This is a genomic window from Pseudomonas nicosulfuronedens, from assembly GCF_005877905.1.
Lineage (GTDB): Bacteria > Pseudomonadota > Gammaproteobacteria > Pseudomonadales > Pseudomonadaceae > Pseudomonas > Pseudomonas nicosulfuronedens.
In genome coordinates this window covers 24,230-38,396 of the sequence record NZ_SWDV01000028.1, presented here as the reverse complement: position 1 = coordinate 38,396, position 14,167 = coordinate 24,230, and the positions used below count along the sequence as shown (strand labels likewise).

Genomic DNA, 14,167 nt, shown 5'->3' with positions numbered 1-14,167 from the left:
GAGCCCGGCTAGGCCTGAGCTGCCGGCTCCGCCAGTGCCGCCCGCACCAGAGCGTGCAGCTCGTCGCCGGGGTTCTGATCCTGCCAGTCCTTGAGCTCGCGGCGCATGGCCGGCGTCCAGAAGTTCTGCAGGTGCTGCCGAACGCCGTGAACCGCCAGCTTGTGGTCCGACTCGGTGGAGAAGTACTGGCCGATCTGGTTGGCCATCTTGATCAGGTTCTCGACGCTCATCGGCGCACCTCGGCTTGCGCGGCTTGGGCGTGGCGGCGGTCCTTGAGCAGGCGCCGTTGCTCGTCACTGAACGCCTGGTAGCGCTTCTGCCATTCCGATGGCTGGAACACGCGCACCACTTCCACTGCCGTGACCTTGTATTCCGGGCAGTTGGTGGCCCAGTCGGAGTTGTCGGTGGTGATCACGTTGGCGCCCGATTCGGGGAAGTGGAAGGTCGTGTAGACCACTCCCGGCGCCACGCGCTCGCTGACCTTGGCGCGCAGCACCGTCTGCCCCGCGCGGCTGCCCACGCCAACCCAGTCGCCGTCGTTGATGCCTCGGCTCTCGGCATCGCTGGCGTGGATTTCCAGGCGGTCTTCCTCATGCCAGGCGACGTTGTCGGTGCGCCGGGTCTGGGCGCCGACGTTGTACTGGCTGAGGATGCGCCCGGTGGTGAGCAGCAGGGGGTAGCGGGCGTTGACCTTCTCTTCGGTGGGCACGTAGCCGGTGAGCATGAAGCGCCCCTTGCCGCGCACGAACTGCTCGATGTGCATGGTCGGGGTGCCGTCGGGTGCGGCGTCGTTGCACGGCCACTGCAGGCTGCCGTGGCGGTCCAGTTCGGCGTAGCTGACGCGGGTGAAGGTCGGCGTCAGGCGGGCGATCTCGTCCATGATCTGCGACGGGTGGGTGTAGTCCATCGGGTAGCCCAGGGCATTGGCCAGGGCCACGGTGGCTTCCCAGTCGGCCTTGCCGCCCAGTGGTTCCATAACCTTGCGCACGCGGGAGATACGACGCTCGGCGTTGGTGAAGGTGCCGTCCTTTTCCAGGAAGGAGCTGCCCGGCAGGAACACGTGGGCGAACTTGGCGGTTTCGTTGAGGAAGATGTCCTGCACCACCACGCACTCCATGGCGGAGAGGGCGGCGGTGACGTGCTGGGTGTTGGGGTCGCTCTGCGCGATGTCCTCGCCCTGGCAGTACAACGCCTTGAAGGTGCCGCCCAGCGCCGCTTCGAACATGTTGGGGATGCGCAGGCCGGGATCGGGCTGCAGGGTCACGCCCCAGGCCTGTTCGAACTGGCTGCGTACGGTCTGGTTGGAAATGTGCCGGTAGCCGGGCAGCTCATGGGGGAAGGAGCCCATGTCGCAGGAGCCCTGCACGTTGTTCTGGCCGCGCAGCGGGTTCACCCCGACGCCTTCGCGGCCGACGTTGCCGGTGGCCATGGCGAGGTTGGCGATCCCCATCACCGCGGTGCTGCCCTGGCTGTGTTCGGTGACGCCCAGGCCGTAGTAGATCGCCGCGTTGCCGCCGGTGGCGTAAAGGCGGGCGGCGGCGCGGATCTCTTCGGCCGGCACGCCGCAGACCGGGCCGAGCACTTCCGGGGCGTTCTCCGGCAGGCTGACGAAATCGCGCCAGCGGATGAAGTCGCTGGCCTCGCAGCGCGCATCGACGAAGTCCTGCTTGACCAGCCCCTCGGTGACGATGACGTGGGCCAGGGCGTTGAGCATGGCGACGTTGGTGCCGGGGCGCAGTTGCAGGTGCAGCTCGGCGCGGGCGTGGGGCGAGTCGACCAGGTCGATGCGCCGCGGGTCGATGACGATCAGCTGCGCGCCCTGGCGCAGGCGACGCTTGAGCTGCGAGCCGAACACCGGGTGCGCGTCGGTGGGGTTGGCGCCCATCACCAGCACCACGTCGGAGTGCATCACCGAGTCGAAGCTCTGGGTGCCGGCAGACTCGCCCAGGGTCTGCTTCAGGCCGTAGCCGGTGGGCGAGTGGCAGACCCGCGCACAAGTATCGACGTTGTTGTTGCCGAACGCCGCGCGCACCAGTTTCTGTACCAGGTAGGTCTCTTCGTTGGTGCAGCGGCTGGAGGTGATGCCGCCGATGGAGTCGCGCCCGTACTTCGTCTGGATGCGCCGGAATTCGCTGGCGGCGTAGGTGACCGCCTCGTCCCAGCTGACTTCCTGCCAGGGATCGCTGATGTGCTGGCGGATCATTGGCTTGGTGATGCGGTCCGGGTGCGTGGCATAGCCCCAGGCGAAGCGGCCCTTGACGCAGGAGTGGCCGTGGTTGGCCTGGCCGTTCTTGTCCGGGACCATACGCACCAGCTGGTTGCCCTTCATCTCGGCGCGGAAGGAGCAGCCCACTCCGCAGTAGGCGCAGGTGGTGATGACAGCGCGGTCCGGCTGGCCGATCTCGACCACGCTCTTTTCCATCAGCGTGGCGGTGGGGCAGGCCTGCACGCAGGCGCCGCAGGAAACGCACTCGGAATCGAGGAAGTTCTCGCCGCCGGCCGCCGCCACGCGGGACTCGAAGCCGCGCCCCTCGATGGTCAGGGCGAAGGTGCCCTGGGTTTCCTCGCAGGCGCGCACGCAGCGGTTGCAGACGATGCACTTGCTCGGGTCGTAGTCGAAGTAGGGGTTGGAGACGTCCTTGGCGTCCTCCAGGTGATTGGCGCCATCGTAGCCGTAGCGCACCTCGCGCAGGCCGACCTGACCGGCGACGGTCTGCAACTCGCAGTTGCCGTTGGCCGAGCAGGTCAGGCAGTCCAGCGGGTGGTCGGAGATGTACAGTTCCATCACGTTGCGGCGCAGGTTCGCCAGTTTTGGCGTCTGCGTGCGTACCACCATGCCTTCGCTTACCGGCGTGGTGCAGGAGGCCGGGTAGCCGCGCATGCCGTCTATTTCCACCAGGCACATGCGGCACGAGCCGAAGGCTTCCAGGCTGTCGGTGGCGCAGAGTTTCGGAATGCTGGTGCCCAACAGGGCTGCAGCGCGCATCACCGAGGTACCGGCGGGCACGCTGATTTCGCGCCCGTCGATGTTCAGGCTGACCTGCACGGCGCTGTCGCGGGCGGGTGTGCCGAGGTCGATATCACTCGTGCTGGACGTTGCGGGATCGAAGAAATTGATCACGAGTCGGCCTCCGAAGTCGCCAGACCGAAGTCGGCGGGGAAGTGCTTGAGGGCACTGGCCACGGGGAAGGCGGTCATCCCGCCGAGGGCGCAGAGCGAGCCGTATTGCAAGGTGTCGCAGAGGTCGCCGAGCAATTGCGCCTGCTGCTGGCGGGCGCTGATATCGGTGGTGGCGATCAGCCGGTCCACCACCTCCACGCCACGGGTCGAGCCGATGCGGCAGGGCGTGCACTTGCCGCAGGATTCCTCGGCGCAGAACTGCAGGGCGAAGCGTGCCATGCGCGCCATGTCCAGGCTGTCGTCGGCGACCACCACGCCGCCGTGACCGAGCATGGCGCCGACGGCAGCGAAGGCCTCGTAATCCAGCGGGGTGTCGAACTGCGATGGTGGCACCCAGGCGCCCAGCGGTCCGCCCACCTGCGCGGCCTTCAGCGGGCGGCCACTGGCGGTGCCACCGCCGTAGTCTTCCACCAGCTCGCGCAGGGTCAGGCCGAAGGCGCGTTCCACCAGCCCGCCGTGGCGGACATTGCCGGCCAGCTGGAAGGGCATGGTGCCCAGCGAACGGCCCATGCCGAAGTCGCGGTAGAACGGCGCGCCTCTGGCCAGGATGACCGGTACCGAGGCCAGGGTGAGCACGTTGTGCACCAGCGTCGGCAGGCCGAACAAGCCTTGCAGCGCGGGCAACGGCGGCTTGGCACGGACCACGCCGCGCTTGCCTTCCAGTGAATCCAGCAGGGCGGTTTCCTCGCCGCAGATATAGGCGCCGGCGCCAACCCGCACTTCCAGCTCGAAGGCGCGGCCGCTGCCGCAGACGTCTTCACCGAGGTAGCCGGCGTCACGGGCGAGCTTCAGCGCCTGGTTGAGGGTGGCAATGGCGTCCGGGTATTCCGAGCGCACATACACGTAGCCCATGGTCGCGCCGACGGCGAGGCCGGCGATGGCCATGCCCTCGATCAGCAGGAAGGGGTCGCCCTCCATCAGCATGCGGTCGGCGAAGGTGCCGGAGTCGCCTTCGTCGGCGTTGCACACCACATACTTCTGCGGGCCTGGGGCGTCACGCACGGTGCGCCACTTGATGCCGGCGGGAAAGGCCGCGCCGCCACGGCCGCGCAGGCCGGAGTCGAGCACCGCGGCGACGACGTCGGCGCCATCCAGGCCGATGGCGCGGGCCAGCCCTTCGAAGCCGCCGTGGGCGCGGTAGTCGTCCAGCGACAGTGGCCGGGTGATGCCGGCACGGGAGAAGAGCAGGCGCTGCTGGCTCTTCAGGTAGGGCAGTTCTTCCACCCGCCCAAGGGCCAGAGGATGGTTGGTCGCGTCGCCGGACAGGGCATCGAGCAGGGCGGGCACGTCTTCCGCCGTCAGCGGACCGAAGCCCAGCCGGCCGGCGTCGCTGTCCAGCTCCAGCAGTGGTTCCAGCCAGTAAAGGCCACGCGAGCTGGTGCGCTGGATGTCCAGCGGCAACTGGCGGCGCTCGGCTTCGGCGACCAGGGCGTCGGTCACCTCGTCGGCGCCCACCGCACGGGCCACCGAATCGCAGGGGATGAACAGCTTCAGCATTTGGCGTCCTCCCGGCAGCCGTTCACCAGCTTGCGCAGGCGCTCGGGGGTGAGGCGCGCATGCACCCGGCCGTCCAGTTCCAGCGCTGGCGAGCAGGCGCAGGCGCCCAGGCAGTAGACCGGGCGCAGGGCAATGCGGCCGTCGGCGCTGGTGCCGTGGTCGTCCAGTTCGAGCTGTTCGCGCAACTGTGCAGCCAGGGCTTCGGCGCCCCGGCTCTGGCAGGACTCTGCCCGGCACAGGCGCAGCGTGTGACGGGCCGGAGGTGAGGTGCGGAAGTCGTGGTAGAAGCTGATTACCCCACGCACCTCGGCGACGCTGAGGTTCAGGGCGTGGGCAATCTCGGGGAGGGCATCGTCGGGGATGTAGCCGACGCAGTCCTGGATGGCATGGAGCACCGGCAGCAGGGCGCCGGGCGTGGCCTTGAGACGTTCCAGCACATCGTGGATCAGGGGCAGGTGAAGCGAATCATCAGGCATACAGCGCACCTCGATATCACGGCCGCTGCCGGGGCAGGGGCCGAAAACCTTCGGCTGCGGCGTACCGGCCACGTCACGGTCTGCGTGGCTGTTCGGGGCGCCATTCTTATTCTCCGGCCAGGCATCTGGGCGCGCCTGGTCCTCGACAGTATGGAAGCTTGCCATCCCTTGTGTTCAAGGATTGCACCGCAGCGACCCTGCGCATCCTGAAACCGACAGAGGGGCAAAGCTGCCATGCTGTCCGCTCAGAACCCCCTTTTTGGCCGGTAATGCCCTCGGGCACGACTGGCGCCTGGCTTAACCTGCCGGCTACCCATGACAACAAGAATCCGTGCCGTCGCGTACGGGGAGAAAAGGGGGTTCCATGCACAAACCTGCAACACCCTGGTTCGCTTTTGCCTTGCTGGCCTTGTCCGCTCTGCTCGGCGGTTGTGGTGACGATGCCGCGCCGACAACCACCCACAACACCGCCGCCCTGGCGCCTGCTGATCCTGCCCTGGCGAAGGTCTATGACAGCAGCTGCAAGCTCTGCCACGCCAACCCGGCCTCCGGAGCGCCGCAGACCGGTGACGCGAAAGCCTGGCAGCCGCGTGTCGCCCAGGGCGCCGACAGCCTGTTGGACCACAGCATCAACGGCTTCAAGGGCATGCCACCGATGGGCATGTGCATGCAGTGTTCCGAGGAGCAATTCCTCGCGCTGATCTCCTTCATGTCCGGCCAGACGATCCAGTAAGCGCGGGGTTCCTTCGATGCCTATTCAACTTACCCGGCGCCAGCTCCTGCAAAACGCCGGTATTGCCGGCGCTTTCGTCGCGCTGTCGACCAGCCCGTTGGCAGCCGAACTGGCCCGTGCGCCACGGCTGATCCCCTGGCACAACTGGTCCGGCGGGCAGAGTTGCCTGCCAGCGGCGCGGCTGGCCCCGCAGAGTCTCGACGAACTGGTCCAGGTCATCCGCCAGGCCGAGGGCAAGGTGCGTCCGGTCGGCTCGGCGCATTCCTTCAGCGCTCTGGTGCCCACGGATGGCACGCTGGTCTCGCTGGCTTACTTCAACGGTCTGCTCGGCCACGATGCCGCCACGCTGCAGGCGGAGTTCGCTGCCGGTACGCCCATGTCGCTCATGGGGCCGGCGCTGAAGGAGATCGGCCAAGCGCTGCCGAACATGTCGGACATCGACTACCAGACCCTGGCCGGGGCGATCTCCACCTCGACCCACGGCACCGGCGTCGGCTTCGGTTCCTATTCCACCCGCGTGACCGGCCTGCAACTGGTGACCGCCAGTGGCGAGGTGCTGGATTGCGACGCCCAGCGGCATCCCGAGGTGTTCAACGCCGCGCGGGTGTCCCTCGGCGCCTTCGGTGTCGCTACCCGAGTGCGCTTGCAGAACCGCGCGGCCTTTCGCCTGCGCGAACGGCAGTGGATCGCCAGTACCGAAGAACTGCTGGAGGACGTGGAGAAGAACACCCGCGAGAACCAGCACTGGGAAATGCAGGTGCTCACCCATTCCGACTACGCGCTGTCCATCGCCCTGAACGAGACCGAGGACCCGGCCACGCCGCCGCTGGACCCGGCCGAGGAGGGCGGCAACGGCTATGTCAGCATCATCGAGAACCTCGACAAGTACGGCAGCGACTTCCCCGCTGCGCGGCGCTTCCTGCTCAATAGCCTGCGCCATGTCGCCAGCTTCGACGACCGGGTCGGCGACTCCTACGACATCTTCGCCAACGTGCGCAATGTGCGCTTCAACGAGATGGAATACTCCGTGCCCGCCGAACACGGCCCGGCCTGCCTGCGCGAGATACTCAAGCTGATCAACGACAAGGACCTGCGCACCTGGTTCCCCATCGAATACCGCTACGTGAAAGCCGACGACATTCCCCTGAGCATGTTCGAGGGGCGCGACAGCTGCTCCATCTCCGTGCACCAGCACTACAGCATGGACCACCACAACTTCTTCGCCGCCGTCGAACCGATCTTCTGGAAGTACGCCGGCCGGCCGCACTGGGGCAAGCTGCACACGCTGAACGCGCGCACGCTGCAACCGCTGTATCCGCGCTGGAAGGAGTTCACCGAGGTGCGCCGCGAGCTGGACCCGCAGGGCAAGTTCCTCAATGCCCACCTGTCATCGATCCTGGGCGTGGCCTGACAAGGAAGAACAACCCATGAAACGACGCAATTTCCTCGTCGGCGCGGCAGGCGCGGGCGTCCTGCTCGCCGGTGCCGGCGCCTGGCTGCGACCGGGCGACCACGGCGCCCCGTACGACGACTACTTCACCCGGCTGAACCGCGAGCTGCGCGAACACGGGCCGATGCGCCCGGTGATGCTGATCGACCTGGACCGGCTGGACCACAACGTCGACGTGGTGATGCAATCGGTAGCCCGCACCGGCAAACACCTGCGCGTGGTGGAGAAGTCCCTGCCATCGCCGCAATTGCTCGACTACATCGCCCAGCGTGCCGGCACCCGGCGGATGATGTCGTTCCACCAGCCCTTCCTCAACCACGATGCCGAGCGTTTCCCCGATTCCGACCTGCTGCTCGGCAAGCCGCTGCCGGTGGGGTCGGCGCAGCAGTTCTACGAGAACCTTCGCGGTTCGTTCGACCCGACGACCCAGCTGCAATGGCTGCTCGACACCCCCGAGCGCCTGCAGCAGTACCTGGCGCTGGCGCAAGGGCGCAACACCCGGTTGCGGATCAATATCGAGCTGGACGTGGGGCTTCACCGGGGTGGCGTGGCCGACCACGACACCCTGGACCGGATGCTCACGATCATCGGCGCCAACCCGCAGCACCTGGAGTTCGCCGGCTTCATGGGCTACGACCCCTTCGTCGGCATGGGCGTGCCGGAAGTCCTCGGTTCCTCGGAGGAGCTTTTCGCCAAGGTCATGCAGCTTTACGACGGCTTCGTCGATTACGCGCGCACCCGCCATGCGCCGCTGTGGAAGCCGGGGCTGACGCTCAATACCGCCGGTAGTCCGAGTTACCGGATGCATGAGAACGAGCGCACCAGCACCGAGGTGTCGGTGGGCTCGGCGCTGGTCAAGCCGACGCACTATGACCTGCCATCCCTGGTGGACCACCAGCCGGCTGCCTTCATCGCCACGCCGGTCATCAAGAGCACCGGCCCGGTGCGGATTCCGGCGCTGGACGGCAAATCGCAGCTGTTCTCCTGGTGGGACCCCAACCAGCGCGAGACCTTCTTCGTCTATGGCGGCAACTGGATGGCCGAGCCCGAGTCGCCCAGGGGACTGCAGTTCAACGGCCTGTACGGACGCAGCTCCAACCAGGAGATGGTCAACGGCTCCAGCGCCGTGGGCCTGAAGGTGGATGACCAGATGTTCCTGCGCCCGACCCAGTCCGAGTCGATCCTGCTGCAATTCGGCGACCTGCTGGCGGTGCGCGGAGGACGCATCGTCGAGCACTGGCCTGTCTACAGCTGAGCTCCGGTTCGGCTCGATGAACAACCCCAGGCTGCCGGCCTGGGGTTTTTTCTGTCCACGAAACGCTCGTGGCCCGAAGGACCGGGCCTGACGGACGCCCTGTAATATTCTGTTACGCTCGTACCAGAAACGCCCGTGACCACGTTATGATGGCCTCGCCGCGCACCGGCCCATGACAAGAACTTCAGGCGTCCCGGTTCGAGAACAGTCCCATGCCCAGCTCCCCCGTCGATGCCCAGCTCGATCTGGCCCAGGTTTCGCCCTTCCTGCTGCAGACCCTTGCCGAGGTCGCCAGCAGCAAGGGCGTGAGCGGTGAGCGGCTGTGCCTCGGGCTCGGCTTCAACGTCGAGGAACTGCAGGACCCGGCGCGGCGAATCTCCTACCGTCAGGCCGTGAACATGATCCAGCGCGCGCTGGAGGCGTTGCCCGAGCGCGGCCTGGGCCTCTGGGTGGGCGACCATAATGTACTCGGCACCCTCGGCTTGCTCGGCCACGTGCTGTCGCTGTGCAGGACCCTGCGCGATGCCTTCGAGGTGGGCCGGCGCTTCCAGCACACCACGGGCGGCATGACGCTGTGCAACCTGCTGGAAGGGCCCGAGGAAAGCGCCATTGAAGTCGAGTGCCGACTGCCTTACGCCGACGTGCAGATCTTCGCCGTGGAGGAGTTCTTTGCCAGTGTGCTGGTGTACAACCGCGCCCTGATCGGCAACGCCTTCCAGCCCCTGCGGTTCGAGTTCACCCATGCCGCGCCGAGCTACGAGGCGGAGTATCAACGCCTGCTCGGCCCGAACCTGGCATTTGGTTGCGCACGTAACCGCATGCTCATCGCCAGTCACTGGCTGGACCTGCAACTGCCCAGCCACCAGCCCGTCGCCCTGCGCCAGGCGCTTGACCTCCTGGAGACGGTCGGCGCACCACAGCAACAGAAAACCGGGCTGCTGGAAAGTGTGGAACGCGCCATCCTTCGCGACCTGCCCGAGGGTTGCCAGATCGACAAGATCGCTGCCGACCTCAACATGAGCAGCCGCACCCTGCGCCGGCGCCTGGGCGAGCAGCAGATGACCTTCGAGGCGCTACAGGAAAAGGTCCGCCGCGCACGTGCCATGAGCCTGCTGAGCAACCCTCGAATGCCCATCGAACGTATCGCCGAAGCGCTCGGCTACAGCGACGTGCGCGGCTTCCGCCGGGCCTTCAAGCGCTGGACCGGACAGAGCCCGTCCGCCTGTCGCGAAGAGACGGTGCCGGCGCACTGAGACGACTCCCGGCGTATACATTGACACGGCACAAGGGCGTTGCCGACCCGCGCGGTTAAGGTCGTACTGCCCAACCAACGAGGAGCACAGCATGTACGAGCACGTACTGGCCGCCGTCGACGGCAGCCCCGTTTCCCTCCGAGCCCTGGCCGAAGGTGCACGATTGGTCCGCCTGAGTGGCGGTGAACTGCACGTCATCACCATCGTCGACCGTCCGCTGGGGCACCTGCCTTACTACGCCAAGTACTATGACGCCGAGGCGCTGCACGCCGCCGCGCTCAAGGCCGCTGACGACATCCTGAGCAAGGCGCGGGAGGTGGCCGAGGAGTACGCCGTGCCCGCCACCTACCAGCGGGTCACGATGGAGACCACCGGCGAGGAAGTGGCCGACCGTATCGAGGCCGAGGCCGATGCCGTCAAGGCCGACGCCATCGTCATGGGCACCCACAGTCGCCGTGGCGTGCATCGCCTGATGCTGGGCAGCGTGGCCGAAGGCGTCCTGCAGTCGAGCAAGCGTCCGGTGCTGCTGGTACGCGACCAGTAGACACGCCTGCGGCCATGGCGCCGGCCTGATTTGTCTAGCGACGTTCAGGCCGACGCAGCCCGAGGTGTTCGCGCAGCGTGCTGCCACGGTATTCACGACGGTACAGGCCGCGCTTCTGCAACTCCGGCACCACCAGTTCGACGAAACTGTCCAGGCCGTGGGGCAGCAACGGCGGCATGATGTTGAAACCATCGGCGGCGCCGGCGCTGAACCAGGCTTCCAGGTGGTCGGCAATCTGCCTGGGGGCGCCCACCAGCGTGCAGTGCCCGCGCGCGCCGGCAGCCCGCAGGTAGAGCTGGCGCAACGTCAGGTTTTCACGCCGGGCCAATTCGACGAACAACGCCTGGCGGCTCTTCATGGCATTGCTGGGCGGCAGCTCCGGCAAGGGGCCATCCAGCGGGAACTGCGAGAGATCGAGGCCGCCGGCCATGCCCGAGAGCAGGGCAAGGCCCAGTTGCGGTTCGATCAGGCCTTGCAGCTCGGCCTGCAGGTCCTCGGCTTCACTCTGGGTGCGCCCGATGACCGGGGAAATGCCCGGCATGATCTTCAGTTCGTCCGCCTCCCGGCCGTGGGCAGCCAGTCGGCCCTTGAGGTCGGTATAGAACGCACGGGCGTCCTCCAGGGTCTGCTGCGCAGTGAACACGACCTCGGCCGTACGCGCGGCCAGCGCCTTGCCCGGCTCCGACGATCCCGCTTGCACCAGCACCGGATGACCCTGTGGCGAGCGAGGCTGGTTCAACGGGCCGCGCACCCGGTAGTAGTCACCATGGTGGGCGAGGGTGCGCAGTTTCTCCGGGGCGAAGTAGCGGCCGCCGGGCTTGTCACGCAGGAAGGCATCGTCGGCGAAGCTGTCCCACAGGCCACGGGCCACATCGATGAACTCCTCGGCGCGGGCATAGCGGTCGGCGTGCTCGAAGTGCTGCTCCAGGCCGAAGTTCTGCGCTTCCTGGTCGGTCGCCGAGGTCACCAGGTTCCAGCCGGCGCGGCCACCGGACAGGTGGTCGAGGGTAGCGAAGCGGCGAGCCAGCAGGTAGGGGTCGTTGAAGCTGGTTGACACCGTGGAGATCAGGCCGATGCGCTCGGTGACCGAGGCCAGTGAGGCGAGCAGCACCAAAGGGTCGAACACTTCGCCGTGGGTGGTCTGTGCGGCGAGTTCGTTGCTGCCGAGCAGGGCGAGGTTGTCGGCGAAGAAGATCGCGTCGAACAGGCCGCGCTCGGCAGTCTGCGCCAGCCGGCGGAAGTGGCCGAGGTCCAGGGCGCCCGGCGGCGATAGGGGGTGGCGCCAGGCGGCCAGGTGGTGACCGCTGCCCATCAGGAAGGCGCCGAGGCTGATCTGTGTCTGGCTCATGTGTACCTCAGAAATCGTAGCGCAGGGTCACGCCGGTGACCCGTGGCTGACCGGGATAGCCCACGTACAGGCCGTTGGAGGAGGCGATGACCGCCTGGTAGTACTCCTTGTCGAAGGCGTTCTTCACCCACAGCGAGGCGTCCAGCAGACCGTCGCCGACCTCGTGGCGCAGGCCCACGGAGAAATTGGCCAGGCCGTAGCCGGGGATCTTCGACAGATTGGAGTTGTCCAGCGTGCCCTCGGCTTCGGAGCGGTAGGCATAGCTGGCGGTGACGTAGGGCTCGAAGCGGTTGTCCAGCTGCCACTTGTATTCGCCGTTGAGGTTGGCGATCCAGCGCGAGGCGCCCATTACCCGCTCGCCCGAGAGGTCGCAGGTGGCCGGTGCATTGGGCTGGCTGCTGACCTCGGCTGGGCAGGGGGCGTCCTTGAACGACAGGTAGGTGACGTCGTTGAACGAGCCGTTGAAGTTCAGTGTCAGGCCGCGCAACGGCAGGGCCGTGGCTTCGAACTCGAGGCCGCGCGAGCGCAGGTCGCCGGCATTGGCCAGCACCTGGTAGCCGGTCAGCGAACCCGAGGGCTGGTAGTAGGTGGTGGCCTGGTAGCCGGTGATTCCGGTCCAGAACAGGTTGGCGTTGAGCTGCAGGCGGCGGTCGAAGAGGGTGCTCTTGATCCCCAGTTCGGCATCATTGGCTCGTTCCGGGCCGACCAGCAGGGAGTCGGCGCCGGCGCTCGGCGCGCTGCCCACGGTAAGGTTTACCCCGCCGGATTTCTCGCCGTGGGACAGCGAGGCGTAGCCAAGCAGGTTGTCGTCAAACCGGTAGCTCAGGCTCAGCAGCGCCGAGGGTGCGGCGTTGTGCAGGCTGAGGTCGCCGGAGTCGTAGGCGCCGGCCTGGCTGGCGCGGATCGCCGCCGGCAGGCCGCTGACCGGAGCGCCGCCCACGGGGGACGAGCGCTCGACCTGGGCCTTCTTCTCCTCGTAGGTGCCGCGCAGGCCGAGGGTGAAGTCGAGCTTGTCGGTCAGGTGCCAGGTGCCCTGGGAGAACAGGGCGAAACTGTCGGTGTCGATCCAGCCCTTGCTGGTACTGCTGACGTTGTTCAGCGCATTGAGGTTCGCACCGATCAGGTTGAGGTCGGCCAATGGACCGAGGTTGACGAAGTAGCGGTTGTTCAGGCTCTGGCGGAAGGCGTAGGCGCCCACCACGTAGTCGAAGGCGCCGCCGGTGGGCGAGGCCAGGCGGATTTCCTGGGAGAACTGGCGGTCGTGGATTTCGTAGCCCAGGTCGCGGATGACCGGGACGTCCAGCTCGTCCGAATCGTTGGCCGGGTTGAAGTGCCAGTAGCGGTAGGCGCTGATTGAGGTCAGCTTGTAGCCTCCATTGAGGTTCCAGTTGGCTTCCACCGAACTGGCGTTCTGGTGGACGCTGACATTCTGCCGGCCATCGATGTTGGACTTGCCTTGCACCGGGTGCGCGCCGACCAGCGCGGCGCGGCGCCAGAACAGGTCGGAGCCGCCGTAGATCACGCCGCTGCCCTGGCTGGAGTTCTCGCTGTTGTATTCGTTGATCCAGCGCAGGTTGAAGTCGTCGTTGGGCTGGAACAGCAACTGGCCGCGGACGCCCTCGCGCTCGCCGCCCAGCAGGGTGCGACCGTCGGCCAGGTTGTTCAGGTAGCCGTCGTCACGGGTGCGGTAGAGCGACAGGCGTCCGGCGAGGGTATCGGTCAGCGGACCGGAGACGCTGCCCTTGCCCTGGAAATAACCGTTCTCGCCGCCGGAAGTCTCGATGCTGCTCTCGGGGGTGAAGGTCGGCTTGCGCGTGGTGATGTTCAGCACGCCAGCGGTGGTGTTCTTGCCGAACAGGGTGCCCTGCGGGCCTCGCAGCAGGTCCAGTTGCTCGATGTCCATCAGGTCGAACACCGCCATGCCCGGCCGGCCGAGGTAGACGTTGTCCAGGTAGATGCCGGCGGAACCTTCCAGGCCGTCGCTGGCCGGGTTGTTGCCGATGCCGCGTATCGCCAGGCTCGACTGGCGGGCGTGGATGTAGGCGACGTTGACGCTGGGCAGCGCCTGCTGCAAATCCTGGATCTTGTAGATGCGCTGCTTGTCGAGGGTGTCGCCGCTCAGGGTGGTGATCGGCGTCGGCACGTCCTGGGCGTTCTCTTCGCGGCGGCGGGCGGTCACGGTGACCGTCTGCAGGGCGTCGACGGTGGGTTGGCCATCACTGGTGGTGTCCGGCTCGTCGCCAAAGGCGTTGCCGGTGGCCAGCAGCAGCGCCAGGGTCAGCGGGTGCAGCGCCAGGCCGGAACGACGGGCGCGCGGAATGAGTCTATGCATGGCTTGTCCTTGCAGCAGGGCCGTGGCACGCACGGCTTGAAGTCGGCGGAGCGGGGGCTGGTCACCCCTCTGGATGCCGATGCTAGGCAAGCTCGATGG

The 14,167-nt window shown here is 67.0% G+C and carries 11 protein-coding genes; 5 read left to right on the top strand and 6 right to left on the bottom strand.

Translation table 11 applies throughout. From position 1 onward, the window contains the following. Positions 1-8 precede the first annotated feature (8 nt). Genes FAS41_RS20375 through FAS41_RS20360 form a run of 4 tightly spaced genes read right to left on the bottom strand, consistent with a single transcriptional unit; the run spans position 9 to position 5,153 of the window. On the bottom strand, positions 9-230 hold the full coding sequence (locus tag FAS41_RS20375; RefSeq protein ID WP_138525255.1) for a formate dehydrogenase subunit delta: 222 nt from the start codon (positions 228-230) through the stop codon (positions 9-11). Beyond that, positions 227-3,121, bottom strand: a complete 2,895-nt coding sequence (gene fdhF / locus FAS41_RS20370; RefSeq protein WP_138525254.1) for a formate dehydrogenase subunit alpha — start codon at positions 3,119-3,121, stop codon at positions 227-229. The genes FAS41_RS20375 and fdhF overlap by 4 nt, the downstream gene beginning before the upstream one ends. Further along, entirely contained in the window at positions 3,118-4,677 is a 1,560-nt protein-coding gene (locus FAS41_RS20365; RefSeq protein WP_138525253.1) for a formate dehydrogenase beta subunit, read from the bottom strand. Before FAS41_RS20365 ends, fdhF begins: the two co-directional genes overlap by 4 nt. Beyond that, positions 4,671-5,153, bottom strand: a complete 483-nt coding sequence (locus tag FAS41_RS20360; protein WP_138525252.1) for a formate dehydrogenase subunit gamma — start codon at positions 5,151-5,153, stop codon at positions 4,671-4,673. The genes FAS41_RS20365 and FAS41_RS20360 overlap by 7 nt, the downstream gene beginning before the upstream one ends. A 364-nt stretch (positions 5,154-5,517) precedes the next feature. On the opposite strand from FAS41_RS20360, the gene FAS41_RS20355 reads away from it, so the two are divergent. The 5 genes from FAS41_RS20355 (at position 5,518) to FAS41_RS20335 (ending at position 10,388) form a co-directional block, all read left to right on the top strand. Beyond that, positions 5,518-5,886 (top strand): c-type cytochrome, encoded by a 369-nt coding sequence (locus FAS41_RS20355; protein WP_138525251.1) that lies wholly within the window; start codon positions 5,518-5,520, stop codon positions 5,884-5,886. A 16-nt stretch (positions 5,887-5,902) separates the two neighbouring features. Further along, positions 5,903-7,297, top strand: coding sequence for a D-arabinono-1,4-lactone oxidase (locus tag FAS41_RS20350; RefSeq protein WP_138525250.1), 1,395 nt, complete (start codon positions 5,903-5,905; stop codon positions 7,295-7,297). Positions 7,298-7,382: 85 nt separating this feature from the next. Next, positions 7,383-8,591 carry a DSD1 family PLP-dependent enzyme gene (locus FAS41_RS20345; RefSeq protein ID WP_171049524.1) on the top strand — a complete coding sequence of 403 codons (1,209 nt, stop codon included), beginning with the start codon at positions 7,383-7,385 and terminating at the stop codon, positions 8,589-8,591. A 212-nt stretch (positions 8,592-8,803) separates the two neighbouring features. Next, positions 8,804-9,844 (top strand): AraC family transcriptional regulator, encoded by a 1,041-nt coding sequence (locus FAS41_RS20340; protein WP_138525248.1) that lies wholly within the window; start codon positions 8,804-8,806, stop codon positions 9,842-9,844. Positions 9,845-9,935: 91 nt separating this feature from the next. Further along, the gene (locus FAS41_RS20335) at positions 9,936-10,388 is read left to right on the top strand and encodes a universal stress protein (protein ID WP_138525247.1); all 453 of its coding nucleotides are present in this window, start codon (positions 9,936-9,938) and stop codon (positions 10,386-10,388) included. Between the two features lie 34 nt (positions 10,389-10,422). On the opposite strand, the gene FAS41_RS20330 is transcribed toward FAS41_RS20335, so the two are convergent. Then, complete coding sequence (locus tag FAS41_RS20330) at positions 10,423-11,736, bottom strand: LLM class flavin-dependent oxidoreductase (protein WP_138525246.1); 1,314 nt, start codon at positions 11,734-11,736, stop codon at positions 10,423-10,425. Positions 11,737-11,743: 7 nt separating this feature from the next. After that, on the bottom strand, positions 11,744-14,068 hold the full coding sequence (locus tag FAS41_RS20325) for a TonB-dependent receptor (RefSeq protein ID WP_138525245.1): 2,325 nt from the start codon (positions 14,066-14,068) through the stop codon (positions 11,744-11,746). Between the last annotated feature and the right edge of the window lie 99 nt (positions 14,069-14,167).